Raw genomic sequence first — 23,949 nt, 5'->3', positions numbered from 1 at the left:
ATTTCTCAATTATTTTGATAGAGATTTCAGTTCAACTGAATCCTTACCATCTTTTTCTACCATGTTAACAGCAACTTGTTCGTTAGCTGCAGTTGGGATGTTCTTACCAACAAAGTCAGCTCTAATTGGTAATTCGCGGTGACCACGATCTACCAAAACTGCAACTTTAATTGAACTAGGGCGTCCATCATCCATCAAAGCATCCATTGCTGCTCTAATTGTTCGACCAGTATAAATTACATCGTCAATCAAAATTACTTTCTTATCGGTAATATCAACATCAATTTGGTTAAAGTTGACTATTGGATCTTGTTTTAATGAAGCATCATGACGATCATCACGATAAAGCGTAATATCTAACTCATCGATTGGCACATCAACATTTTCCAATTTTTGAATTCGGTCATGAATTCTCTTAGCTAAGTAAACTCCTCTTGTCTTGATTCCAATTAAAACAAGATTATCAGTACCCTTATTTTGCTCAATAATTTCATAAGTAATTCGAGTTAATGCGCGCTTCATTGCGAGTGCATCCCAAATTTTCTTTGCCATATTTTTCCTCCTGATTTTGCCCATAAAAAAGCTCCTAGTTCTTGAGACTAGGAGCTTATAGTAAAGTCATACTTATTTAAGCCTGCCTTGCTAGCCTCACGGGACTAATTTTAAAGGACATTTATTGTTTTAAAATTACTGTACTTCATGATTTTTGTCAAGTCATTTAATTAAAATTGACTTTATTCACCAATTGATTAATATCTGTAATTTCTAGCTTTTCTAATTCCTTTGGTAAGTCATCAGCAATATGCTTTGAAGCAAGACTATCCTTAAAATGAGCCGTTCCAACAGCAACTGCATTAGCACCAGCTAAGATAAATTCAATTACATCTTTAGCAGAACTGATTCCACCCATCCCAATAATCGGTAAAGTTGTACTTTCTCGAACTTGGTGAACCATTCTAATAGCAATTGGTTTTACGGCTTCTCCCGAAAGACCACCAATATTGTGACCTAAAACAGGCTTTCTAGTTTCAACATCAATCTCCATTCCCAAAAGAGTATTGATTAAGGATAATCCATCTGCGCCACCATTTTCAGCTGCTTTCGCAATCTGCGTAATATCAGTGACATTAGGGGTTAATTTTACATAAATTGGAATTTTTACGACTGACTTAATTTTTTTAGTCAATTCTTCCACTACATCAGGATGAATGCCAAAGCTCATTCCGCCCTGATTCACATTCGGACAAGAAACATTAATCTCTAAGGCATTTACTAGTCCAGAATCAGATAGCTTCTTAGCTACTTCAAGATATCCTGCTTCATCTTCTCCACCAACGCTAGCCATAATTGGCAAGTCAGGATATTCATTACGCAACGGAGTTAATTTATTTTTGATCACCGCATCAACGCCAGGATTAGTTAATCCAACTGAATTCAAAACTCCCGTATTTAAAACATCTATTTGGGGTTGCGGATTACCTGTTGTACTATGAGGAGTAGTCGTCTTTATTACCATTGCTCCCAAATCATTTAAATCAAATTTCTTGGCTGCCGGTACATCCCCAAAACCAAAGGTACCACTTGCTGGCATAATTGGATTTTTTAAATCTAATCCTGGTAATTTTACGTGTGTATTAATCATATTTTCCTCCAAAATGAATGCTCTCTGTCATTCAATTATTTTTCAAGAATTGATTGTACACGCTTTTTTATTTTTTTCAAAGTCAAAAATTTTATTTGTAATTCTTTCTCGAAGATGCTAAACTTCATTTTGATTAAACTTTAAACGGTACAGAGAGACCGCAAGTTAGAATTATTGGCTTAAATTATCTGGGAAAGTCTATACCTAGTGTCTCTCTGCGCTCGGTATAGACTTTTTTTATGGAGGAAAAATGAGTAGACCTGTTATCGTTGCCTTAGATTTAGACAATGAAAAGAAATTAAATGAACTATTACCGAAACTAGGTAAACCTGAAAATGTTTTTATTAAGATCGGGATGGAACTCTTCTTTAACGAAGGCCCTAAAATCGTAAAACAATTATCAGAACAGGGTTATCAAATCTTTTTAGACTTAAAAATGAACGATATTCCTAATACAGTCTATAACGGTGCAAAGGCATTAGCTCGTTTGGGTATTACCTACACCACGGTTCACGCACTTGGTGGCAGTCAAATGATTAAGGCAGCAAAAGATGGGTTAATTGCGGGAACTCCGATTGATAAAAATGTTCCTAAATTACTAGCTGTAACTGAATTAACTTCTATTTCAGACGAAATTCTACATTATGAGCAAAATTGCAATTTATCGATGAATAATCAAGTATTAAGCTTAGCTACAACAGCTAAAAAAGCAGGTGCAGACGGTGTAATTTGTTCTCCACTCGAAGTTAAAAATTTACGTCAAAAAGTTGGAGAAGACTTTTTGTACGTAACTCCTGGAATTAGACCAGCTGGTAATGCTAAAGATGATCAATCACGCGTAGCTACTCCACTTCAAGCAAAAGAATGGGGTTCAACAGCGATTGTTGTTGGTCGGCCAATTACTTTAGCTACTGATCCGGAAGCCGCATATGAAGCAATTAAAAAGGAGTTCAACTAACATGCATAAAGATCAAATTATTAGTCAATTAATCAAAGAAAAAATTATTACTATTTCTCCTGACAAACCTTTCACTTATGCAAGTGGAATGCTTTCACCAATCTATACCGATCTTCGGTTAACTGTTTCTTACCCAGACCTGCGTGATATGATTGCTAGTGATCTATCCAACCTAATTGCGGCAGAATTTCCTCAAGCAACTATTATTGGCGGAGTTGCAACTGCTGGTATTCCTCATGCTGCTTTAGTTGCCGAAAAATTACATTTACCAATGATTTATGTTCGTCCAAAACCTAAAGATCACGGTAAAGGCCGTCAAATTGAAGGTCGTTTTTCAGAAAATGATCAAATTGTCTTAATTGACGATCTAATTACCACTGGTGGATCAGTTTTAAACTCAGTTAAAGCTACTGAAAAAGATGGCGGAAAAGTAGCTGGGGTTGCTTCAATCTTCACTTATTATTTGCCAGATGCAAAAGAAAACTTTAAAGAGGCAAATGTAAAATATACTCCCCTTCTTTCTTATCCTGAATTACTTAAAAAAGAAAATGAATCCGGTCATATTACCAGTGACCAATATGATATTTTAAAAACCTGGCATGAAGATCCATGGGCTTGGGGTAAAAAATTTAACAGTTAAATCTAAATAAGATTATCATCATATAGTTAATTTAAAAAGAGTTAATTTAAAAAGAGACTGATTTTTTATTTTCAGTCTCTTTATTTATTTCCAGCTATTTTATTAATAAAATTTTCTTTAATTTCAAACTGGCTACAAATATTTATCAATACTGCAAGTTACTTAATCGCCTTATTTACCATGTGGTAGACTTAAGGAGAGTAAGTGATTTTCTTTTTTATTAGCAATTCGTTAATAAAAAATACAACATTTATCTATATAATGAAATTACAATTGGCAGAAAGGATGGATGAAATATGGATACAAATAATATTTTGTCTTACATAAAATGGCGTGGCGATATTTCCCTTTCTGTACGACCATTTGACGAAGTTGATGCATTAGTAATTGCCACGTTTTCTTATATTCATCTTGATGGAATTGTCCCTGATTCTAATAAAGAAATTTCAATAAAAGAAGCCGCTGAGAAATATTTTAATTCTTCAAATCAACATCTCGACCATTATAAGTATCAAGATCTACTAAAATTAATGGCGAATTCTGTTCGTTTTGGGGATGCAAAATTATCTTACTTTGTGGATGTTCTTACTGATCGGATACAATTTTCTGCAATCAAAATTAGTCTTGATAATGATACTAATTTTATTTCCTTTCGAGGAACAGATGACAGCTTAGTTGGCTGGAAAGAAGATTTTGAAATTAGTTTTAGAACAACCGGTGCACAAAAATATGCCCTAAAGTATCTGACAAATATTTTAAAGACTACCAAGCAAGTCTACAGTTTAGCTGGTCACTCCAAAGGCGGTAATCTTGCTGAATATGCAGCAGTTAACCTACCTGATGACTTAAAAAATCAGATCAAGACTATTTACACTTTTGATAGTCCGGGGCTTAGTACTCAAGTTGATGGGGTAACTGATAAACTAAAACGTTATGTGCCTGAATTTAGTATCATTGGCCGGCTTTTTGAACCAGAAAACATTACCCCAACAATTTTAGTTAGTGATCGGCCAAAACTAGCTCAACATGATCCAATGAGCTGGGAAGTATCGGGTTCTCACTTTATTACTAGAGCTCATCGCAATCCAACTTCTAAAATATATAATCAAATCATAAATCAATGGATTGGTGAAGCAAATCTTCAAGAACGTGAAGCCCTAACAAATGATCTATTTAATGCTTTTGCAGCTAGTGGAGCAACCAAAATTACAGAACTTAATAAAAATGGTTTTGGTGGTTTTGGCGCTATTCTTTTCTCTCTTACTAATTCATCTAGAAGAACGCGATTTGTTCTCGGAAGTTTATGGGAAACCATCTGGCGCAGTATGAAAGCAACTCATCTAGAGAAATTATTTATAAATCCCAATTCAATTATTGGATGGGTATTAATTATTCTTGGTATTGTAAACCTGATGATTCCTGATTATGCCTATCGAGCATTTGGAGGAATAGTTGGCGTCTTTTGTATTGGATGGAGTGGTTATCATATTGTTACAGCTGCTAACTCCCATTTATTGCCCAAGTCAAAGCAATTCTTTATTATTACTTATCTCATTGTTTTTGGCTTAGCTGTTGCAATTATTTCTAATAACCGTTTATTGGCTTTCTTAGCTCACTATGTTCTAGGGATCTTCTTGATCGGTTTTGCATATGTCAGATTACGTAATGTAATCGTTAAAAATAAGAAAAATGGAATTTTCAAAAATATCATTGATGTGGTTGAAAGTTTAATTGCTTTCGCAGCTGGCGTTATCGTAATTGTAAATCCTAATTACTTCAGTCGCCAAGCAGTCATTATTTTAGGAATTTTACTGATCATTTATGGCCTCTTCCAGCTAATAATGGAGTTATTTAAACAAAGAAAATCAAAAATTCCGCCTAAACATCGTTAACAAATTAAATAAGGCTTTTGGAACTTAATCCAAAAGCCTTATTATTTGCTTATAAAATTTTTTCAATTGCCTCGGCTACACCATCATGATCACAATCACTTGTTACTCTTTGAGCTGCTTCTTTCACAGCAGGCACTGCATTACCCATTGCTATACCAACACCTGCGAATTTAATCATGCTTAGATCATTTTCTTCGTCTCCAATAGCCATCAAATTCTCACTACTTAAATTCAATTTGTGACAAAGAAATTTTAAAGCATTTCCTTTAGAAACACATTTAGGATTTGCTTCATAATAAAATGGTGCTGTTTTAGTAAAAGTAATTTTATCATCTAGATGGGCAAAAGGCTTATGATCAGCAATTTTTTGATCTAACAAATCTTTCTCATCTACATACATGCACTTAATAATTGGAATATCCTTCATTTCAGCTGGTGTACGATACGAAATACCTAAATTAACTAAGTTCGCCTCATATAAAGTATAGTCGCCAATATCTCGATCTGCGGTATAAATTCTATCTGGTGCTGATACATGGAAGTGTAAACCTAATTTTAAGGAAATTGTCTCTAAATCTAGATAATTGTCATAGGTTAATTTTTTCTCAAATAAGACATTTCCCGCAGTTGCTTCTACTACTCCGCCTCCAAAACAAACGACGTATTGATCTTCTTGATCATTTAAACCTAACTCAGTCAGAATCTTTTCTACTCCGCTCAATGGTCGACCTGTAGCAATAACAATTTTTATCCCTGCACTTTTTGCTTTTAAAATTGCATTTCTTACTTTTGGAGTCAGTTCTTTTTTAGAATTTAATAATGTACCATCAACATCAATTGCGATTATTTTTATATTTTTCATCTTATAATTTGCCTCAATATTGCTAATCCTACAGCTCCTAATCCAATGCATCCCACAACGCTTAATTGCAAGCGCCAAGTAATCGTTAAGTAGGCAATAAATTCACGTACAAAGGCATTTAAGGTAAAGTACCACTTTGTTTTTGCACCATAGCCAATACACTGTAGACCTAATCTTTTTGCTAAAACTAGGGCACGATATACATGGTAAGAATTAGTTACAATGGCAAAACGAGAATCTGGCTTCATCAATCTATGTGAAAAAATCAAATTTTCTCTGGTTGTCTTTGACTTATCTTCAACAATAATATCTTGCTTCGAAATACCTTTTTCTTCGGCATATTTTGCCATTGCCGCTGCTTCAGGAATTTCTTCACCTGGTCCTTGTCCACCTGACATAATGATTTTTGAGCCAGGATTACGACGATATACCTCTATTCCGCGATTGATTCTTGCAGCAAGAAGTGGTGTTACCTTTTTTCCCATTAAACCTGCTCCAAGTACAACCACGTAGTCCAACTTCTTAGTCTTAATATTCACTAGATTAATCCAAGAAGTTAAAGTATACATCATCATAATAAAAATTAGATAAATTATTACGAGGTTAATAAACAAATATATGTAAGTTCCAAAATTATTATGGGTTAATTTTCCGACTAATGGAAAGAGAAATAAGTAAGCAATAATTCCGATACCCATTGCTAACGATAAGAAATTAGTCCAGCGATTACCTTCGCGAATTAAAATCTTAATCCCATCGTAAATAAACATAATGATCAAAGTCGCAATAAAGGCCACAACGGAAAACATTATTGCCATTAATATTAGCACAAAAATAAGCAAAATAACTTGATGGGTAACAGGAAAAACTTCAGCAGCAATTAATAAACTAACTGCCGTAAATAAGCCAAAAGTAATTATTGTCCATACTAAAGTCATTCCTGACCATAAACTTCGCCTCTCGTGGGTTAAAACCCAGAGAAATGTTCCTAATGCTAGTAAAAATAAAACTAACACAATTGAAAACGATAAGACCACTTATCATTTCACCACCTTAATCTATTGCACACATTCCTTGTGTTTCGTCTTTTCTTAATTATACAAAAATAATTGTCTTCATGTTTTTGATTCAGTATAATTAAGAAAATATTTTTAGGAGGACAAAAAAATGGCAGAACAAATTTTAGTAACAACCACTGAAAATATTCCAGGCAGAAAATATGAAATTATCGGTGAAGTTTTTGGTGTTACAACTCAATCAAAAAATGCAATTCGAGATTTTGGTGCTGGCTTAAAAAGTATTGTCGGTGGTGAAATTAAGGCTTATACATCAATGTTAACTGACTCAAGAGATCAATCAATTGATCGTCTTCGACAAAATGCTTCCAAAATGGGTGCTGATGCCGTAGTTATGATGCGTTTTGATTCAGGCTCAATTGCTGGCGATATGCAATCTGTCGTTGCTTACGGAACCGCCGTTAAATTTATTGATTAATCTAAAAAAACTGGCTTCTCAGCCAGTTTTTTATTTTCTTAAACCTTTTGGATAGAAGTTCTTTAAAACTTGATCATTTCCAATTTTTCCGAAACTGAAGATATGGTCTTGATAAGCAACCAAAACAAAGCCGCGCAAATTGCTATCTACCTTAATCGTCTCTCCATGTATATATCGCTCATACTCTGCCTTATCTTCAAAATTAATAAGTTGTTTTTGTCCTTTTTGTCCCAATACCTCAGCTAGTTGATGGCTTGGTTCAAAACGCTTTTTCTTAAGTAACCCTAATTCAACACCATTATTTAGAACATGTAGTTCAGTTAGCAGGTCGGGGGCAAGAGCTGGGACAAAGACGTGACCATTACTTTGCAAAACCTCATTTTGCCAATTTTCTAAACTAGATGGTAGAGCAAAATTATCTAATACTTTTGCAACCACACTAATCTCATCTTTATTTAAACGCGTAATTGTGCTCTTTTTCTGGCGTTTGTTCTTTCTCTTTTTAGCCTTAGTTGAAATCTCTTGATTCTCTTCAATATTTTTCAGATGAGCAACAAACTGGCCTTCTCCCACCCCATTTTGAAACCAAAGTCTAACCGTTTCTTTTAATTCTGGCAAATTAGATTTTGACCATTCTGGTCTACCAGCCGACATTCCGGAATAGAGCTTAAGAGGTTTGATTTCTAACGGATAATTCTCAACTAGCCACGCTACTATTTCTTCATCTTCTTCTGGAGAATATGTACAAGTAGAATAGACGATCTGTCCGCCCGGCTTTAACATCTTCATTGCTTCACTCAGAATTTCTTTTTGTCTAGCTTGGCATGTTAATACATAGTCAGGAGACCAATATTGTGTCGCAGCAGGATCTTTTCTAAACATACCTTCTCCAGAACACGGTGCATCAACTAAAATCTTATCAAAAAAGTGGGGTAATTTTTTCGATAAGCGATCTGGACTTTCGTTAGTGACTACAACATTTGTAGCTCCCCATCTTTCGAGATTTTCTCTTAAATCCTTTGCCCTACTTTTCGAAATTTCATTTGCTACTAAGAGGCCACTATTATCTAGTGAACTCGCTAATGCAGTGGATTTTCCCCCTGGAGCAGCACACAAATCAAGTACCTTGTCGCCAGGTTTTACATTAAGGGAAACTGCTGGATACATTGCGGATGGATCTTGAGAGTAGACATAGCCGCCTGTCCACTCACTATCACGTCCTGAAATTTCTCCATAATATCCATCTTTAGTAAATTCAATTGGTTCTTTAAGACTATATTGAACATCTTGATAATTATTCTTTAGTGGGTTTAAGCGAAATCCCTTTTTACTTGGACTATCAATTGCAGTAAAAAATTTACTACTTTCTTCTTCTCCCAATAAGTTCTTATATTTCTCAACAAATTCAATTGGCAATGACATTATTTTTCCTTCTTAATTTTTATTAAAAGCAGCATTAATACATAAGTAATAATCTGCATTGCAAAAACGATTAAAAATAGGACATATAACTGACTGTGATTAGAGTAAAAACTCCACGTTTGTAAACCCAAACTAGTCAAAATAACAATTATTCCATTGGCTAAAAAGAAACGTAAACCAGAATCAGCCAATAAGTGCGCCCAGATTTTACTAGAAACATATTTTAAGTTTACCGGATTTTCAGCTAGGACCGCTGCAATTGCTGCAACTATCAGTGCAATTACAACACAGAAAATTGCGCCGATTAATTTCTTAGTTGGACTGATCCCGTGCTGCTTATTGTAGGTTTTACTAAAGTCCTTAATCTGCATACTTCCTCGGAGATAATGTTGTAAAGTATTCGCCTCGTTTTTATTCAACCCATCTACTACTATCTTATAGTTGGTAATTGATTCTTTTGCAGTTGGTTGGTTAATTCCAGTTGAAAGATAATAAACAGCCTGGCCGTTTTGACTTTCATTGTTTTTCTTTAACTCACCAATAATTGTGACATAATCATTATTTTCTTTTAAATAATGATTATTTTGTAAGGTTACAACTCTATGTTTAGTATCAGATGAAATAACTGCAAAAGGAATTGTTCCATCAAAGTCATTTTTACTAAAGTACCTAGAACTTCCCTTAGCAAGCGGTTGACTTTTCAAATTATAGTTAGCCCAAATTAAAACGCGGTCTGGAATATAGTCCGATTTAAAGTGAATCTGCACCTTATCGTGAGAGAAATTTTTATTAACATAGGTTAGGAACTGTTTAATATTATGCTTTTTCTTGGGATTAAAAACATAATATGTGCTTGATAAACCATTATTACTTAAAACTTGATCAGCTCTCTGAGACTGCTGCCGTGACAAAATTAAGCCAAGTCCTAAGAAAGCTAAAAAAGAAATTATTAAAAGAATAAGTCGTTTTATTTTCATTATTTTATCTCATACACCTTTTCATCAATGAAATCAAAACTTCGAAAACTACGATTAACCTTTTTATTAGTCGTAGTTTTTGCCTCTTGCCAAAAAGTAGTAGAATTTGTTGCTCCAAATTTTTCACCAATAAATAATAAAACTGGCTGATAATCAAGCTGACGATAAAGATTGAGGATATTTATGTCATCTTCCCCAAAATTGGGCGCCCAAGAGCAAATAATTAGGTCAACTTCGGGATGCTTCTTAATCGCACTTAGGGCATCCAAATTTTCTGTTTCAAAAATCGGAGATTCACCTGTTGTTGAACTTTTCGCCCAAGCAAAAGAATCACTAGCTATCGCTTTTATGCCGACCTCACTTAAAGCTTTTGACCAGTATGCATTTCCCGCCATAATTTCTAAACTTGATTTAACATTGTATTCTTGTTTGATTAACTTAGCAGTTTCCAAATTTGGCAAAGACCAGATTCCGTATTCTCTTGAGAGAAAGCTACGAAAATTATTCAGTAAATTATTTGTTTCTTGCGCCTTATCGCTGCTTGCCGTATTCTCTATCATTATATCTAAGCTATCAGGTAAAAAGCCAAGTGAATTGGGTGATTTTTGTAAAATTTTGCCTTTTTTTAGGTTAGTAATTATATTATTAATGTCAACAACTTGCTCATGAAGGGGTAAATAATTAAGTTCTTCGTCTAATTTGTTGAGTTTCTTTTGGTATTTCTTCATTTTCTATCTTCCTTATGCAATGATTTTACCATTCAAAAGAAATAAAAACAGGTATAATAAAAGTGATGCAAAAATTAAGGAGCAAAAATATGGTAAAACATAAAACCGAATCAGCTGAATCTTTTGGTCACTGGCTCCTCCAAGTATTTATTTTAGCAATCATAATTATTGGATTATATTTAGTTGTATTTCGATTTTTACTTGCTAATGAAACTATCAGTGGACCATCGATGCAGCCAACTTTTGAAAATAATGACCGAGTTATTGCAGTACGGCATTCTAAACTTTCTCGGGGTGATATTGTAATATTAAAAGCACCAGATGAACCAGGTGCCTTATATATTAAAAGGATTATTGGAGTGCCTGGAGACAGCATTAAATCAAAAAATGATGTAATGTATATTAATGGGAAGCCAATTAAAGAACCATATTTGACTGAGTACAAGAAAAAGCTTTCCAAAGGTCAGCTTTACACTAACAATTTTAGTCTAGAACAACTTTATCATGTAAAACGCGTTCCTAAGAATTGTTACTTTGTAATGGGTGATCACCGGAATATCTCTAAAGATTCACGAATGATTGGCTTTATCAAGAGACAAGATATTATTGGTGAAGTAAAATTACGGTATTTCCCATTTAATCAAATAAATTGGTACTAATAATATATTTTAGAAAGTGTGAACAAGAGAATGAGTCCTGAAGAATTATCCGATGCAATTATTGAATTTGAAGTTAAGAATAATGTCAATGACACTGCTCTTGCTTTTTCAAGTCATCTTTCCGTTGAAAAACTTCATGCAATGAAAACTGGAGAAGCTAAATATACTGTAGAAGAAGCTGAACAAGTCTTAGATTATATTCACGCTAACTCTTAATTTAATTATTCAATAATAGACAAAAGGAATAAGGTTTTGGTAAAAATGATATGAACCCCGAAATTCGGACAAGAATTTCGAGGTTTTTATTATGTCTAAATTATCTAAGCAAGACAAAATTGACATCTACAATAATTGGAAGCATTATCATAAGTCACTATCTCAACTAGGTAGAGAATATGGAGTAAGACCTGACAATTTATATTATTTAATCCGTCTAATAGACCTTCACGGCTTAGAAATTTTGAATAAATCATATTCTTCTTATTCAGTAGAATTTAAGAAAACTGCCATTAAAAGAATATTGATTAACGATGAACCAGCGAATTAAGTTTCATTAGACTTAGGATTGCCAAGCTCAGGTATGATCTATAATTGGCTTCGCAAATATAAAGAGGATGGGTATAATGTCATTAATCATAAGAAAGGCAGACCACATCATGAAAAGCAAAGACCAACAAATCAAAGAACTACAAAAACAAGTAAAAGACTTAAAACAAGAGAATCTCAAACTTACTGTCGAAAACGAATTTGTAAAAAAATTGAGCGCCTTAGTTTCCAAAAGAAAAAACCAAAAGCACCAGAAATAGCTCAGGTGGTTACTGAACTAAGGCAAGAACTTCATGTAACCGTCAGTTTCATATTAAATGTAATCAATTCTAATCCTGATTTACCTCACTTATCTAAAAGTAATTATTACTATGTTCTAAAACAAAATGATAAAGATTCAAAAAATCATCAGATCATGAAACGTATCAAAGAAATATTTGAGGAACATAAACATCGCTACGGCTATAGAAGAATTACAGCTCAATTGCACATTGAAGGAATTAAAATCAATCATAAGAAAGTAAAGCGTCTGATGAAAAAGATGCATTTATTTGGTATTGCCATTAGACGTAGAAAAAGATATTCAAGTTATCGAGGAACTGTAGGTGAAATCAAACCTAATTTGATCTGTCGCAATTTTTTAGCCATTTTACCAGATAGAAAGTGGTATTCAGATATAACTGAGTTTCATTTAAACGGCGAAAAATTATATTTATCACCAATTATGGATGGGTGTACCCATGAGATAATTTCTTATACATTAAGTCGCCGTCCAGTTTTAGAACAAGTAATGACCATGCTTGACCTAGCTTATAAAGCTCATCCTTCTCTAAATGGTCTTATTTTTCACACTGATCAAGGATGGCAATATCAACATTCTACCTTTCAAAAATAGCTTACAGATCATGGTATTGAGCAATCAATGTCTAGAAAAGGTAATTCATTAGATGATGGATTAATGGAAGGATTTTTTGGTATCTTAAAGCGAGAAATGTGGTATGGCTTTGAAAAAAATTTTAAGAATTTAGATGAACTAGAAGATGCAATCAAAGAGTATATTTATTACTATAATAATTTTAGAATTAAGAGCTCAATAAAAAACCATACTCCGATTCAATATCGAAATATGGTTTTAAATCAAACAGTTTAATAATATGTCCTAATTTTTGGGTTCATATCAAAATCAAAATCTTATTCCTTTTTCTTATATCCGCGCTTCATGATACTTATTCAATAGAATAATATTCACTAAAACTAAAATTATATCTACACCTAGAACTATAGATAAAGTTAAGTAATTACTCGTTAGGTCTGATCTTACATCAATGGCATCCTTACTTAAAGTAGTTAGAAAAAATTCCATTTTGTAAAAAGCCAGTTAGTGAGGTCAAAATAAAATCGTAAGTATTAATCAAAAATATTAATCCAATACAACCTAATAAAACCACGACTAAGAAATAAACTAACTTACTTATTCTTTCAGGAAGAAAATCACTAACTATTTTTCCTGTAAAGTTAATTAGACTCACAGCAAGATAAATGAATATACCAATTAGAACTATCAAAGCAATGCTAGATAACAAATCTATTACGTGCATCTCTTGCCATAGCTTTCCTTCACCGATTGAACCAAAGTTTTTAAAAGTAATCTTCCAAAATTCATTTGTTCCCATTACAGGTATTCCTGAAGCGAGAATCATACCTATTTGCAAAACTACTAAATAAATACCATTAACAATAGCTGATAAAAGATTTGCAAATAGTAAAGAACTTTCTTTAATTGGAGCTAGTCGCCAAGTTTGAGAAGAGTATACTTCCTCATTTTTTCGACTTGAAAGAGCTAAGTAGGCTATATCAAACAATGGCGTGATCATCAGAAAAGCTACTAAGAAATAAGCCTTACTCTCACCCGCAAAAGCTGAATTAAAGAGTGCCCAAAAACCTAAAATAATTCCAACAACTACTTGTAAAATTGCTAATCGGCGCACCAGGCGTACTTTACTTTTAGTCAATTCTTTAAATATTGATGAAAAAGTTGCCATATACTCTTACTTCCCTTCGTGGAAGTTCTTCAAAAGCCAAACATTAATTGAACCTAAAATAATATCAATAAGTCCCATTACAATATTACTTCTTATAAATCCAATCAGACTATTAGTAGTGTCACCCCAACGAACTTGATTTAATAAACTTCCTAGATTATTTGTCAAAACAATAAAGATAAAGATCAAAATAATCATAATGACAAAACGAATTAACTTACTATGTTTATCTGGAAGAAAGTCAGTAATGGTTCTACTTGATAGATTGAGCAAAGTCACAATGCTATAAACCAAAATTGCAAATAATAAAAAGGCTAAAAATGCACTTAGCATTTCTCCAATTGGAAATGAATCAGAAAATTTTTGCCAAAAGTCGCCCGCATGAGTTTCTTTAGCAAGGGCCCGGTTAATTTTCCAAATATTAGTTCTAACATCTTTACTTAAGAAGGCTGGTAAAAACGTAACAATTCCCATTCCAATTTGAATTAATACCAAATAAAGCCCATTAACAATAGCAGAAGAAATATTTGCTAAGTAAAATTTACTTGAGGGAATTGGAACTAAACGCCAAGTCTGAGAGCTATACTCTTTTTCGTTTTGCCAAGCAGAGAGAACTACATAGGCCATATCAGCTAATGGAGCAAAAGTACATACCATGACAAACCAAGCAACCGGTTTATCTGAATTTGAAAATCCACCATTAGAAAAAAGTCCCCAGAGTGCAAAAATAGATGCAGCTACTAATTGCAACAGAGCTAATAAATAAACACTCCGACGCTTCTTTTTACCCATTTGATTAAATAGTGCTTTAAAAGTAGTCATCCTTATTCAGCTCCTTCATCTGCGTATAAGCTTTCATAATACTCTTCAATACTTTTTCCGTGTGCTCTTATATCATCTGCTGAAAGATGACTAGCAATTTTTTTATCTTTTACAATTACTACTTCATCTAAAATTGTTGTAATTTCATTTACAAAATGGTCAGAAATAATAATTGTACTGTCTGGATTCTTCCAAAGTAAGATTGAATTGATGATTCTCCTTCGAGCCATTGGATCAATACCAGAAAATGGTTCATCCAGTAAATACAACTTAGATTCTCTACTTAAAGTAACAGCAATTTCAAGTTTTTCACGCATTCCTCGTGATAAGTGCCCTAACTTCATCTCATTGTTAAGTTTCATGAAGGAACGTAATTGTTCGAATTTACTGCTGTCAAAATCTGAAAATAATTTTTGATAGAATTCTTCTACTTCCCCAATTTTAGTGGAATCACTCAATCCCTTTAAATTATCAGTCATGGCAATATTAGCTTTACGGTAAACTTCACTACCATCCCCATTAAGCAGTACGTCACCCTGATAATGCTTAGCAATACCCACAATTACTCTCATTAAAGTTGTCTTACCAGCACCATTTTCACCCAGCAAGGCAATAATCTTACCTGAATCAACATCTAAGTTCACATTATCAAGAATAGTTTTTAAATTTTTTCGATATGTTAATTCTTTTACTTCAAGTAGTTTATTCATTTTAATCTCCCTTCTTCTCCTCAATAAACTTTTTAAGCTCTTCCAGCGTCTTTTCTGGAGTTAGACCTAATTGTACAGTACTTTCTAAAAATTCACTCATTGTATCCTTAATTAGCTCTCTACGCTTTTGTAAAATTAACTCTGTATCGGTTGTTACAAACGAACCAAGTCCGCGCCTAACCTCTAAAATTCCCTCGGTATTCATTTGATTCAAAGCACGTTGAACCGTATTGACATTTACCGTTAGCTCAACAGCTAATTGGCGAACTGATGGAACTTTTTCCCCTGGCTTAATTTTCCCTAAAGCGATTTGTCGATAAAGATACTTTTCAATTTGAACATAAATTGGAATATTATCTTGAAATTGCAATCTTTACACCTCTTTACTAGTGTATGGTTTATCTATTACACTATTATAATACCAAGATACCTTTTCAAATACAAGCTATAATTTTGTTTCACGACTTAGAAAATATACTTTTTAATAAAAAAATAGTAGATAAAAATGCTATTATTTCAAGCATTTCATCTACTATTTATCAGATCAATAGTATCAGTGTAAAACTATTTTTAATTTTTAATTAATTTAAGATCATTGATAAATAAGTATTTTTAATCATTCAAGAAATCACATAAAATAGAAAATTTAATCAAAATCACTCAAAAATTGTTTCACTTATTTACTTCTTATTTCTCTCAACGTTTAATTGATTAATCTTACGCAAGACGTCTACTGCTTTCCACATACTCTCGAGTACAGTGTATTCGTAGCGTCCATGCATATTTTCTTCACCAGCAAAAAGATTTGGACAAGGTAGACCCATATAAGTTAATTGAGAACCATCTGTTCCCCCACGAACTGGATCTTCATTAACAGTAAGCCCTTCAGCCTTGTAAGCATCCCTAGCTAAATCAACAATCTCCATGTGCTTTTCTAATTCATCAGCCATGTTGTAATATTGATCCCACATTTTCAGCTTAATTCTTTCAGTACCAAACTCGTCATTCATCTTCTTAACGATGTCTTTAACTAGATTCTTTCTCTTTTCAAGACCATCACGTTCAAAGTCACGAATGATGTAGTCCATATGTGCTGAATCAACTGTTCCATCAAAATTCATCAAGTGGAAGAACCCTTCACGACCTTCAGTATGTTCTGGACGATCATGTTCAGGCAATTGATTATGGAAATCAATCCCCACTTGAATAGCATTAATCATTTGGCCCTTAGCAACCGCTGGGTGTACATTAACACCTTGAATATCTAAGCCAAATTGCGCTGCTGAAAAAGTACCCCAGTCGAGTTTTCCTGGTGCTTCACCATCAACAGTATAAGCAAAATCTGCACCAAATTCTTCAACATCAAAGTGCTCTGCACCAGTACCAATTTCTTCATCGGGAGTAAATGCCAACTTAATTTCGCCGTGCTTTTCTTCGGGATGCTCCATCAAGTATTCTGCAAAAGTCATTAATTCAGAAATACCACACTTATCGTCTCCACCAAGTAAAGTATCACCAGAAGCAGAAATAATAGTTTGGCCCTTATAGTTCTTTAAATGAGGGAAAACTTCTGGGTCTAAATAAAATTCTGTATCTCCCAATTGAATCTTAGATTCACCATCATAGTTTTCAGTAATTTGCGGTTTAACATCAACCGAATTAAAGTCTGCTGTATCACAGTGAGCTAACAAACCAAAAGTAGGTACTTCATAATCAATATTTGAAGGAATAGTCGCAATTACACATCCACTTTTTTGATTATAGTGAACATCTTTAAGACCTAGTTCTTCTAAGTCTTTCATGATTACATTTTTTTGAAAGTTTTCTTCTCTTTCAGTTGATGGGAAACGATCTGAATGTTCGTCAGAGCGTGAATTCACCTTAACGTATTTTAAAAATCTAGGTAGTAAATTTGGATATTCTGCCATTTTTAATCCTCCTAAAATAAATCTTGAAATGGGTTAGTTGATACCTCTGAAATTACTACAGGTACATTCCAATTATAATCCTGATTCCACTTTTCAAGTCGGTCCCCAACCTTATATTTAAAAAGTTTTTCAGTGTAGTGTCCTGGATCGACTACTGTTAATCCGGAAGAGATCATATCGTGACCAACATGATAGTATACATCTCCAGTTATAAATGCATCGACTCCATCAATTAGAGCTTGACGCCAGAACTTACCACCATCTCCGCAAATAAAGGCTACAGTTGAGATTAACCTATCATTATCAGCAGTAATCAGTCTTGCCATTGGAATTTGCATCTTGTCTTTAACATAATAGGCAAATTCCTTAGCTGTCATTTTCTTAGGTAGTTTACCCTTTCTACCAATGGCAATTCCATCAGTATCTAAGGCAAAAGGCTCAACCTCTTCTAAGCCTAATTCTTCAGCTTGCCAATCTGCTGAGCCGTTTTGAGCCTTGTCAGAATTGGTATGAATTGAATATACCGTAATTCCATTAGCGATTAACTTACCGTACATTGCATTTTGAGGATCAGCAAAATCAAGATTCTTAGCTGGTCTAAACATCACTGGATGGTGGCTAATTATGAGGTCAACACCCTTTTCAATTGCTTCATCTACTACTTGTGGCCGAACGTCTAAGGTAGTCATTACCTTGGTAACATCTGCATCCATTGATCCGATTTGCATCCCAACTGGATCACCTTCAGAAGCAATTTCTTCAGGAAAGTCTTTTTTTAAGCGAGCTACAATATCTGCTACTTTTGTCATTTTAGTACTTCCTCAATCATTTCAATCAAATCATCTATCTGACTAATTTTAGCCTCATCTTTATTTTTAGCCTTATTTAAATTAGCTTTTAGATTTTCATAGTAATTAAGTTGCTTAGTCCATTTTTTAATAAAAACTGGATTTTTTTCTTTTAATAAAAATGGACCAAATTCTAATTCTTGATCAGATAAATTATGTTTAGCCTCAGTTAACTTAGCCTTGATTATTTCATAAATGTGGCCAGCTACTTCGATAATCTTTTCTTCTACTATCTCATACTGATGATCAACGAGCCATTTTCTGACTAAAGGCTCACCTATATTAGCTTCTAAAATTAAAGTAGGATAGATCTTTCCCTCTTGATGAGCAGTTTCTAACAAATTAGTCATGAGCTTTCCACCCATTCCAGCGATTACGACTGTATCAATTTGGTCACTGCTCTTTAAAGTTTCTAATCCAGAGCCTAATCTTGTCTCAATCTTATCTTCTAGGCCTGCTTGTTCAATATCTTGTTTTGCATTATCTAATGGGCCAGCTGCAACGTCACTTGCAATTGCAAAATCTATTTTTCCTTCTTCTACTAATGCAATTGGTAAATATGCGTGATCAGTTCCAATATCTGCTACGCGACTTTGTGGATCAACCATTTTACCAATTTGAGCTAGTCTTTCTTCTAACACACTCTCACCTCTTATTAAAAATTTTAGCATAGATAATCCCAAACTTACTTGAAAAAATTTTTAATCATAAAAAAAGCAATAAAGGCTAAATTAATCCTTTATTGCTAAAAATTCAATTATATTTACTTGTTAATAATGATATCTGATGGCTTAATATCATCACCAAAGTAAGGCTTTAATTCTTGGTTGTAGTCATTAACAAAGAAGCCATCCTTGTTAAGCTTATTAATGTGCTTATTGGTCCAGTCAAGAAGTGACTTATTCCCCTTCTTAACAGCAGGAGCAATGTATGAATTTGGTCCTAAGTGCTTGATACCAACAGTATACTTAGGATTGTTCTTTACCCAAGTATATAAGTAAGAGTTGTCATCAGCTAAGGCTGCGGCACGACCATTCTTCATTGCGTTAAATTGATGAGTCTTAGAATCAAATTTCAAAAGATCAACATCTAGTGGCTTACTGGTGAAGTAATTTTCAGCAGTAGTACCCTTAGTTATAATAACTTTCTTACCCTTCAACTGGTTCACATTAGTAATTGGCTTAGACTTAGGTGAAACAACACCAACTGATACTTTCATGTATGGCTTAGCAAAATCTACAACTTGCTTTCTTTCTGAAGTAACAGTGAAGTTAGCTAAAACAATATCAGCTTTGTTTGCATTCAAAGTATCAACACGGTTATTAGCGTTTACTTGAACAAACTTAACTTTAACGCCCATTTCTTTAACTAATGCACGAGCTAAGCGAACATCGTATCCAACGCGCTTACCATCTTTATTAACCCAACTATATGGTGGTAAATCGTCAAATATGGCAACTTTCAAAGCGCCACGTTTCTTAATTGCAGCAACTGAACTAGGATTATTGCTTGATGAATTACTGCTTGAATTATTTGAGCAAGCAGTTAAAGTCACAGCTCCAACAGCTAAGATCCAACAGCAGCAATTAACTTTTTAATAAATTTATGTTTCTTCATTTTTACTCTCCTTAAAATTCCATACTCTCTAAAAATTCTTCTACTCTCTTTGTTTTGGGATGCTCAAAGAATTCTTTTCCTGGTGTGTCTTCTACAATGGTTCCATTTTCTAAGAATAAGACTTGATCTGCAATCTGCTTGGCCAAGCTCATCTCGTGAGTAATGATGATCATGGTCATATAATCTTCATCAGATAACTGCTTGATTAATTTTAGTACTCCTCTAACCATTTCTGGATCAAGAGAAGCAGTAACTTCATCAAATAGCATTAAATCAGAATGAAGAGCTAATGCACGAACAATTGCAATTCTCTGTTTTTGACCACCAGATAATTGTCGTGGATATGAATTTGCATACTGCCCTAAATGCACTCTTTTTAATAGAGCTTTTGCTTCTTTTTCAACCTCAGCCTTAGGTCTCTTTTGAACCTTAACTGGACCAAGCAAGATATTTTCTAAGACCGTCATATTTGGGAAAAGATCATAACTCTGAAAAACCATCCCAATTTTTTGGCGAAGTTGTTGCCAATTTTTGGCAGTTGGAATTACTTTCTTTCCTTCAAAAATAATCGTACCGCTCTTAAATTCTTCTAAACCATTTAAACAGCGAAGTAAGTACTTTTACCCGATACAGAAGGTCCAAGTAATGTTAATACCTCTCCCTTATTTAGAGAAAAAGAAATATCATGTAATACTTGCTTATTCCATAAAACTTGTTTAAATCTTCAACTTCTAACATTTTTTCAGCCATCCCTTACGCCTCGTTTCTCTTACTCAATCGTTTTGCCCAAAGTGATAAAGGATAATCAACAATGAAGTATAAGAAGAAAATCAATCCATATACCCAAAAAACACTGTTAGGATTAGTTTGATTATTTGCTTCAACAATTTATTGTCCAACATTGATAACATCCATCACACTGATCATCATCAATAAAGAGGTTGTTTTAATTATTCTTGTAGCTAAATTAATTGTTGCAGGTAATTCTAATTGAAAACCTTTGACAAATTGTGGCACACTTTGCTGAATAATTGCCCAACTCATATTTTCCCTTCTTTCCAAAAATAAGTAACTGCTAATATTATAGACTTACTTTAAATCAGTTACGATATATAAGTATATTACTTTCTTATATACTAGTATTCATTTTTGTTATAGTAAAAAACCTTGCGGCAATATTGCTATTACCACAAGGTTTTTACTGTTAACTCTTATCCTAATCTAAGAAGTCTTTTAATTGATTTGAACGACTTGGGTGACGTAACTTACGCAAAGCCTTAGCTTCAATCTGTCTGATACGTTCACGAGTTACTCCAAATACTTTACCAACTTCTTCTAGAGTACGAGTACGTCCATCATTAAGACCAAAACGTAAACGTAAAACATTCTCTTCACGATCAGTTAAAGTATCAAGTACTTCTTCAAGTTGTTCTTTTAACAATTCATATGAAGCATGTTGTTCAGGACTAGTTGCATCCTTATCTTCGATAAAGTCACCTAGATGAGAATCATCTTCTTCACCAATTGGTGTTTCAAGAGAAACTGGTTCTTGTGCAATCTTCAAGATTTCACGAACTTTATCAGTTGGCATATCCATTTCGGCACCAATTTCTTCTGGAGTTGGTTCTCTTCCCAAATCTTGCAAAAGTTGTCTTTGAATTCTGATCAACTTATTAATTGTTTCAACCATGTGAACTGGAATACGAATTGTTCTCGCTTGGTCAGCAATTGCACGAGTAATTGCTTGTCTAATCCACCAAGTTGCATAAGTTGAAAACTTAAATCCTAAACGATAGTCAAATTTGTCAACGGCCTTCATCAAACCCATGTTACCTTCTTGAATTAAGTCTAAGAAGGACATACCACGACCAACATAACGTTTAGCAATAGAAACTACCAAACGTAAGTTAGCTTCAGCCAATTCTTGCTTAGCTTCTTCATCGCCTGATTCAATTCTCTTAGCCAAGGCAATTTCTTGATCAGCATTTAACAGTGAAACACGTCCGATTTCCTTCAAATACATCCGAACTGGATCATTCATTCTTACGCTTGAAGGTGCTGACATATCTTTCAATTCAGCCTTCTCAACGTCTTTTTGCTTCTTTAAAGCTAATTTTGAAGGTTCACCATTTTCATCAACAATACTAATTCCATTGTCTTCAAATTCTTGAACTAGTTGATCTACCGCTTTTCCTTGAAGATCATATGGCTTAATTAGTTGAGCAGTAAATTTGTTTTCAGTAATTTGTTTATCTTTTTTAACTTCCTTAACAACTTCCTTGACCTTTTTATCAAGTGTCATTGTTGTTTCTTTGGTAGTCTTACTCTCTGCCATGTAAAAAAGCCCCCTCTAAAACTTCTTTCTTCTTAACGCAATTACTTTTTGCGCTATTTCAAGCTCTAAACTATTGTCTTGTTTTCTTTGAGCATCCTTCAATTGATTAAGCAAATCATTTAATTGCTGATCAATCTTACTTTTTTCCAATGCCCGCAATTGATCATCTAATTCGCGCTTAGAATAATCTGGAGGCATTGAAATCATCTCCATATTAATAATTATACCTTGAAGTTCTTCAGGAATAAAATCAATGAAGCCAGTAACCTCTGCCCCTTCATGAGTCTGATGGTATTTTAACCAAAATTCTGCTAACTTTGCATAACGTTCATCTGGAAACAAAAATTGCTGACTCAATAAATAATCCCTTGCTTCATCACTGTGTATGAATAGGTAAAGCAAGCGATCAAGAGCCGGATTCCTAATCTCAAGATCAGTACCTGCTTGCTCTTCTTTCGGCTCACTAGGCTGATCTATTGGAAGTGATTTAGGAGCTTGATAAGCTTGCTGATGATTCTTTGCACGCTGTAATTTACGTCTTTCACGCACAAAAGTTACTTTTAATGATTCACGAGTAACTCCAGTTTGACGTGCTAATTTATCAAGATACAAATCTGCCGCAACTGGATCATTCAGGCCAGCAATCATTTGTACACTAGCCGTAATATATCCTAGCTTCTCTCGATCATTATGTAAATTATATTGATTAGCCAATCTTTCAAGTAGAAAATCCATTGAGCTAAGTGCACCAGCAACCTCTGCTTGATATTTCTCTACTCCATATTTCTTTACGTACTCATCTGGATCGAGATTTTCGGGTAAAACAATTATTCCTAAATTGAATCCCTGTACTTGCCCAAATAACTTCGTTGCTCTTTCAGCAGCATGAATGCCAGGCGGATCTCCATCATAGTTAATTAAGATATTGGGAGTGATTCGTCTCAGCATATATACTTGTTCCGTGGTTAAGCTGGTTCCCATCGAAGCAACACCAGACTGAATACCGGCCTTATAAGCAGCAATTACATCCATATATCCTTCGTAAAGAACCAGATGTTTCTCGCTTCTTGCCGCTTTTTTTGCTTCAGCAAAGTGAAATAGTAACTTAGATTTATTAAAAATCTTGGTTTCTGGGCTATTCATATATTTAGCAATAGTTTTATCATTACTAATTCGTCGCCCAGAAAATCCTACTGTATAGCCCGATTCATCCCCTAAAGGAAACATTAATCGATCACGAAAACGATCAAATAATTGTCCATCTTGTGACTCTACAAATAAACCACTTTCTCGCAGTTCAGCATCTGTATAACCTTCTTGGCGAAGATAAGTTAACAAAATTGTATCGTTATCAGGCGCATAGCCCACCTTAAAATGCTCTAATAGATCATTAGTTAATTCACGTTTTTGAGCATATTCAAGTGCTCTTTCACCAACTTTAGTTGTGAGCAAAATATGCTGGTAAAATTCTGTTGCCTGTCGATACATCTTCTTTAACGGGCTAATTGGCTTTACTGCTTCACCATAGCCATCTGGCATATGAAGATGAGCTAATTCAGCAACTTTTCTTACACTTTCAGGAAAAGTCAGATGATCCTGATACATTAAGAATTTAAATACGTTTCCACCTTTACCACATCCAAAGCATTTAAAAAACTGCTTTCCTTCATTAACAGTAAACGAAGGCGTTTTTTCTTGATGGAAAGGGCAAAGTCCTAAATAATCTTTACCTTTTTTTTCTAAAGAGACATATTGACTTATTACATCCACAATATCGATCGAGTTTCTAACTTCATCGATAAATTGTTCAGGAATACGTCCTGCCAT

General features: G+C 34.0%; 21 protein-coding genes and 5 pseudogenes. 7 read left to right on the top strand and 19 right to left on the bottom strand.

Annotated features, from left to right (window positions below):
• Window positions 1-9: 9 nt before the first annotated feature.
• Together pyrR and GTO82_RS04295 are read right to left on the bottom strand one after the other, a co-directional pair.
• Complete coding sequence (gene pyrR, locus GTO82_RS04300; RefSeq protein WP_180873928.1) at window positions 10-552, bottom strand: bifunctional pyr operon transcriptional regulator/uracil phosphoribosyltransferase PyrR; 543 nt, start codon at window positions 550-552, stop codon at window positions 10-12.
• Between the two features lie 166 nt (window positions 553-718).
• Window positions 719-1,642, bottom strand: a complete 924-nt coding sequence (locus GTO82_RS04295; protein WP_180873926.1) for a dihydroorotate dehydrogenase — start codon at window positions 1,640-1,642, stop codon at window positions 719-721.
• A gap of 250 nt (window positions 1,643-1,892) precedes the next feature.
• Between GTO82_RS04295 and pyrF the strand changes: the two genes are divergently transcribed.
• From pyrF to GTO82_RS04280, 3 genes are all read left to right on the top strand, one after another.
• A complete protein-coding gene (gene pyrF / locus GTO82_RS04290) occupies window positions 1,893-2,600 on the top strand; it encodes an orotidine-5'-phosphate decarboxylase (protein ID WP_094498071.1) in 708 nt (235 codons plus the stop codon).
• Window position 2,601: 1 nt separating this feature from the next.
• A complete protein-coding gene (gene pyrE, locus GTO82_RS04285; RefSeq protein WP_180873925.1) occupies window positions 2,602-3,240 on the top strand; it encodes an orotate phosphoribosyltransferase in 639 nt (212 codons plus the stop codon).
• Window positions 3,241-3,536: 296 nt separating this feature from the next.
• Window positions 3,537-5,132: an Mbeg1-like protein gene (locus tag GTO82_RS04280; RefSeq protein ID WP_180873923.1), complete on the top strand. Its 1,596-nt coding sequence runs from the start codon at window positions 3,537-3,539 to the stop codon at window positions 5,130-5,132.
• A gap of 49 nt (window positions 5,133-5,181) precedes the next feature.
• Here the strand turns inward: GTO82_RS04280 and GTO82_RS04275 are convergent, their stop codons facing one another.
• Complete coding sequence (locus tag GTO82_RS04275; RefSeq protein WP_180873922.1) at window positions 5,182-5,994, bottom strand: Cof-type HAD-IIB family hydrolase; 813 nt, start codon at window positions 5,992-5,994, stop codon at window positions 5,182-5,184.
• Complete coding sequence (locus tag GTO82_RS04270) at window positions 5,991-7,031, bottom strand: YdcF family protein (protein ID WP_180873920.1); 1,041 nt, start codon at window positions 7,029-7,031, stop codon at window positions 5,991-5,993. Before GTO82_RS04270 ends, GTO82_RS04275 begins: the two co-directional genes overlap by 4 nt.
• A gap of 130 nt (window positions 7,032-7,161) precedes the next feature.
• On the opposite strand from GTO82_RS04270, the gene GTO82_RS04265 reads away from it, so the two are divergent.
• Window positions 7,162-7,488, top strand: coding sequence for a heavy metal-binding domain-containing protein (locus GTO82_RS04265; protein WP_180873919.1), 327 nt, complete (start codon window positions 7,162-7,164; stop codon window positions 7,486-7,488).
• Window positions 7,489-7,518: 30 nt separating this feature from the next.
• Here the strand turns inward: GTO82_RS04265 and GTO82_RS04260 are convergent, their stop codons facing one another.
• Genes GTO82_RS04260 through GTO82_RS04250 form a run of 3 tightly spaced genes read right to left on the bottom strand, consistent with a single transcriptional unit; the run spans window position 7,519 to window position 10,615 of the window.
• Entirely contained in the window at window positions 7,519-8,910 is a 1,392-nt protein-coding gene (locus GTO82_RS04260; protein WP_180873917.1) for an RsmB/NOP family class I SAM-dependent RNA methyltransferase, read from the bottom strand.
• A complete protein-coding gene (locus tag GTO82_RS04255; protein WP_180873915.1) occupies window positions 8,910-9,887 on the bottom strand; it encodes a hypothetical protein in 978 nt (325 codons plus the stop codon). Before GTO82_RS04255 ends, GTO82_RS04260 begins: the two co-directional genes overlap by 1 nt.
• Window positions 9,887-10,615 carry an SAM-dependent methyltransferase gene (locus GTO82_RS04250; RefSeq protein WP_180873913.1) on the bottom strand — a complete coding sequence of 243 codons (729 nt, stop codon included), beginning with the start codon at window positions 10,613-10,615 and terminating at the stop codon, window positions 9,887-9,889. Before GTO82_RS04250 ends, GTO82_RS04255 begins: the two co-directional genes overlap by 1 nt.
• Window positions 10,616-10,704: 89 nt before the next feature.
• Between GTO82_RS04250 and lepB the strand changes: the two genes are divergently transcribed.
• The 3 genes and pseudogenes from lepB (at window position 10,705) to GTO82_RS04235 (ending at window position 12,970) form a co-directional block, all read left to right on the top strand.
• A complete protein-coding gene (lepB, locus tag GTO82_RS04245; RefSeq protein WP_155692412.1) occupies window positions 10,705-11,274 on the top strand; it encodes a signal peptidase I in 570 nt (189 codons plus the stop codon).
• A 30-nt stretch (window positions 11,275-11,304) separates the two neighbouring features.
• Complete coding sequence (locus tag GTO82_RS04240) at window positions 11,305-11,490, top strand: LBP_cg2779 family protein (RefSeq protein WP_094498062.1); 186 nt, start codon at window positions 11,305-11,307, stop codon at window positions 11,488-11,490.
• Between the two features lie 91 nt (window positions 11,491-11,581).
• Window positions 11,582-12,970 (top strand): annotated as a pseudogene (locus tag GTO82_RS04235) (IS3 family transposase).
• 54 nt (window positions 12,971-13,024) lie between these two features.
• Here the strand turns inward: GTO82_RS04235 and GTO82_RS04230 are convergent.
• From GTO82_RS04230 to dnaG, 12 genes and pseudogenes are all read right to left on the bottom strand, one after another.
• Window positions 13,025-13,862: pseudogene (locus GTO82_RS04230) on the bottom strand (ABC transporter permease).
• A 6-nt stretch (window positions 13,863-13,868) separates the two neighbouring features.
• Window positions 13,869-14,684, bottom strand: a complete 816-nt coding sequence (locus GTO82_RS04225) for an ABC transporter permease (RefSeq protein ID WP_180873911.1) — start codon at window positions 14,682-14,684, stop codon at window positions 13,869-13,871.
• A 2-nt stretch (window positions 14,685-14,686) separates the two neighbouring features.
• Window positions 14,687-15,394: an ATP-binding cassette domain-containing protein gene (locus GTO82_RS04220; RefSeq protein WP_180873910.1), complete on the bottom strand. Its 708-nt coding sequence runs from the start codon at window positions 15,392-15,394 to the stop codon at window positions 14,687-14,689.
• Between the two features lies 1 nt (window position 15,395).
• Window positions 15,396-15,764, bottom strand: coding sequence for a GntR family transcriptional regulator (locus GTO82_RS04215; protein ID WP_180873908.1), 369 nt, complete (start codon window positions 15,762-15,764; stop codon window positions 15,396-15,398).
• A 310-nt stretch (window positions 15,765-16,074) separates the two neighbouring features.
• Window positions 16,075-17,322, bottom strand: a complete 1,248-nt coding sequence (gene pepT / locus GTO82_RS04210; protein ID WP_011162128.1) for a peptidase T — start codon at window positions 17,320-17,322, stop codon at window positions 16,075-16,077.
• Between the two features lie 11 nt (window positions 17,323-17,333).
• Window positions 17,334-18,131 carry a Nif3-like dinuclear metal center hexameric protein gene (locus GTO82_RS04205; protein WP_180873906.1) on the bottom strand — a complete coding sequence of 266 codons (798 nt, stop codon included), beginning with the start codon at window positions 18,129-18,131 and terminating at the stop codon, window positions 17,334-17,336.
• Window positions 18,128-18,841: a tRNA (adenine(22)-N(1))-methyltransferase gene (locus GTO82_RS04200; protein WP_011162130.1), complete on the bottom strand. Its 714-nt coding sequence runs from the start codon at window positions 18,839-18,841 to the stop codon at window positions 18,128-18,130. Before GTO82_RS04200 ends, GTO82_RS04205 begins: the two co-directional genes overlap by 4 nt.
• Window positions 18,842-18,933: 92 nt before the next feature.
• Window positions 18,934-19,787 (bottom strand): annotated as a pseudogene (locus GTO82_RS04195) (transporter substrate-binding domain-containing protein).
• Window positions 19,788-19,798: 11 nt separating this feature from the next.
• Window positions 19,799-20,537 (bottom strand): annotated as a pseudogene (locus tag GTO82_RS04190) (amino acid ABC transporter ATP-binding protein).
• 3 nt (window positions 20,538-20,540) lie between these two features.
• Window positions 20,541-20,789, bottom strand: a pseudogene (locus tag GTO82_RS04185) (amino acid ABC transporter permease); the annotation flags it as partial.
• Between the two features lie 214 nt (window positions 20,790-21,003).
• Window positions 21,004-22,122 carry an RNA polymerase sigma factor RpoD gene (gene rpoD, locus GTO82_RS04180; protein WP_180873904.1) on the bottom strand — a complete coding sequence of 373 codons (1,119 nt, stop codon included), beginning with the start codon at window positions 22,120-22,122 and terminating at the stop codon, window positions 21,004-21,006.
• A 15-nt stretch (window positions 22,123-22,137) separates the two neighbouring features.
• The gene (gene dnaG / locus GTO82_RS04175) at window positions 22,138-23,949 is read right to left on the bottom strand and encodes a DNA primase (RefSeq protein WP_180873902.1); all 1,812 of its coding nucleotides are present in this window, start codon (window positions 23,947-23,949) and stop codon (window positions 22,138-22,140) included.

Origin of the sequence: Lactobacillus johnsonii (assembly GCF_013487865.1) — a bacterium.
GTDB classification, from domain to species: Bacteria; Bacillota; Bacilli; order Lactobacillales; family Lactobacillaceae; genus Lactobacillus; species Lactobacillus johnsonii_A.
This window is presented reverse-complemented; position numbering and strand designations above follow the sequence as displayed.

Excerpts from the sequence above, each read along its gene's own strand:
- pyrR (WP_180873928.1), bottom strand. The coding sequence starts at position 552 with ATGGCAAAGAAAATTTGGGATGCACTCGCAATGAAGCGCGCATTAACT.
- GTO82_RS04295 (WP_180873926.1), bottom strand. The coding sequence starts at position 1,642 with ATGATTAATACACACGTAAAATTACCAGGATTAGATTTAAAAAATCCA.
- pyrF (WP_094498071.1), top strand. The coding sequence starts at position 1,893 with ATGAGTAGACCTGTTATCGTTGCCTTAGATTTAGACAATGAAAAGAAA.
- pyrE (WP_180873925.1), top strand. The coding sequence starts at position 2,602 with ATGCATAAAGATCAAATTATTAGTCAATTAATCAAAGAAAAAATTATT.
- GTO82_RS04280 (WP_180873923.1), top strand. The coding sequence starts at position 3,537 with ATGGATACAAATAATATTTTGTCTTACATAAAATGGCGTGGCGATATT.
- GTO82_RS04275 (WP_180873922.1), bottom strand. The coding sequence starts at position 5,994 with ATGAAAAATATAAAAATAATCGCAATTGATGTTGATGGTACATTATTA.
- GTO82_RS04265 (WP_180873919.1), top strand. The coding sequence starts at position 7,162 with ATGGCAGAACAAATTTTAGTAACAACCACTGAAAATATTCCAGGCAGA.
- GTO82_RS04260 (WP_180873917.1), bottom strand. The coding sequence starts at position 8,910 with ATGTCATTGCCAATTGAATTTGTTGAGAAATATAAGAACTTATTGGGA.
- GTO82_RS04255 (WP_180873915.1), bottom strand. The coding sequence starts at position 9,887 with ATGAAAATAAAACGACTTATTCTTTTAATAATTTCTTTTTTAGCTTTC.
- GTO82_RS04250 (WP_180873913.1), bottom strand. The coding sequence starts at position 10,615 with ATGAAGAAATACCAAAAGAAACTCAACAAATTAGACGAAGAACTTAAT.
- lepB (WP_155692412.1), top strand. The coding sequence starts at position 10,705 with ATGGTAAAACATAAAACCGAATCAGCTGAATCTTTTGGTCACTGGCTC.
- GTO82_RS04240 (WP_094498062.1), top strand. The coding sequence starts at position 11,305 with ATGAGTCCTGAAGAATTATCCGATGCAATTATTGAATTTGAAGTTAAG.
- GTO82_RS04225 (WP_180873911.1), bottom strand. The coding sequence starts at position 14,684 with ATGACTACTTTTAAAGCACTATTTAATCAAATGGGTAAAAAGAAGCGT.
- GTO82_RS04220 (WP_180873910.1), bottom strand. The coding sequence starts at position 15,394 with ATGAATAAACTACTTGAAGTAAAAGAATTAACATATCGAAAAAATTTA.
- pepT (WP_011162128.1), bottom strand. The coding sequence starts at position 17,322 with ATGGCAGAATATCCAAATTTACTACCTAGATTTTTAAAATACGTTAAG.
- GTO82_RS04205 (WP_180873906.1), bottom strand. The coding sequence starts at position 18,131 with ATGACAAAAGTAGCAGATATTGTAGCTCGCTTAAAAAAAGACTTTCCT.
- GTO82_RS04200 (WP_011162130.1), bottom strand. The coding sequence starts at position 18,841 with ATGCTAAAATTTTTAATAAGAGGTGAGAGTGTGTTAGAAGAAAGACTA.
- rpoD (WP_180873904.1), bottom strand. The coding sequence starts at position 22,122 with ATGGCAGAGAGTAAGACTACCAAAGAAACAACAATGACACTTGATAAA.
- dnaG (WP_180873902.1), bottom strand. The coding sequence starts at position 23,949 with ATGGCAGGACGTATTCCTGAACAATTTATCGATGAAGTTAGAAACTCG.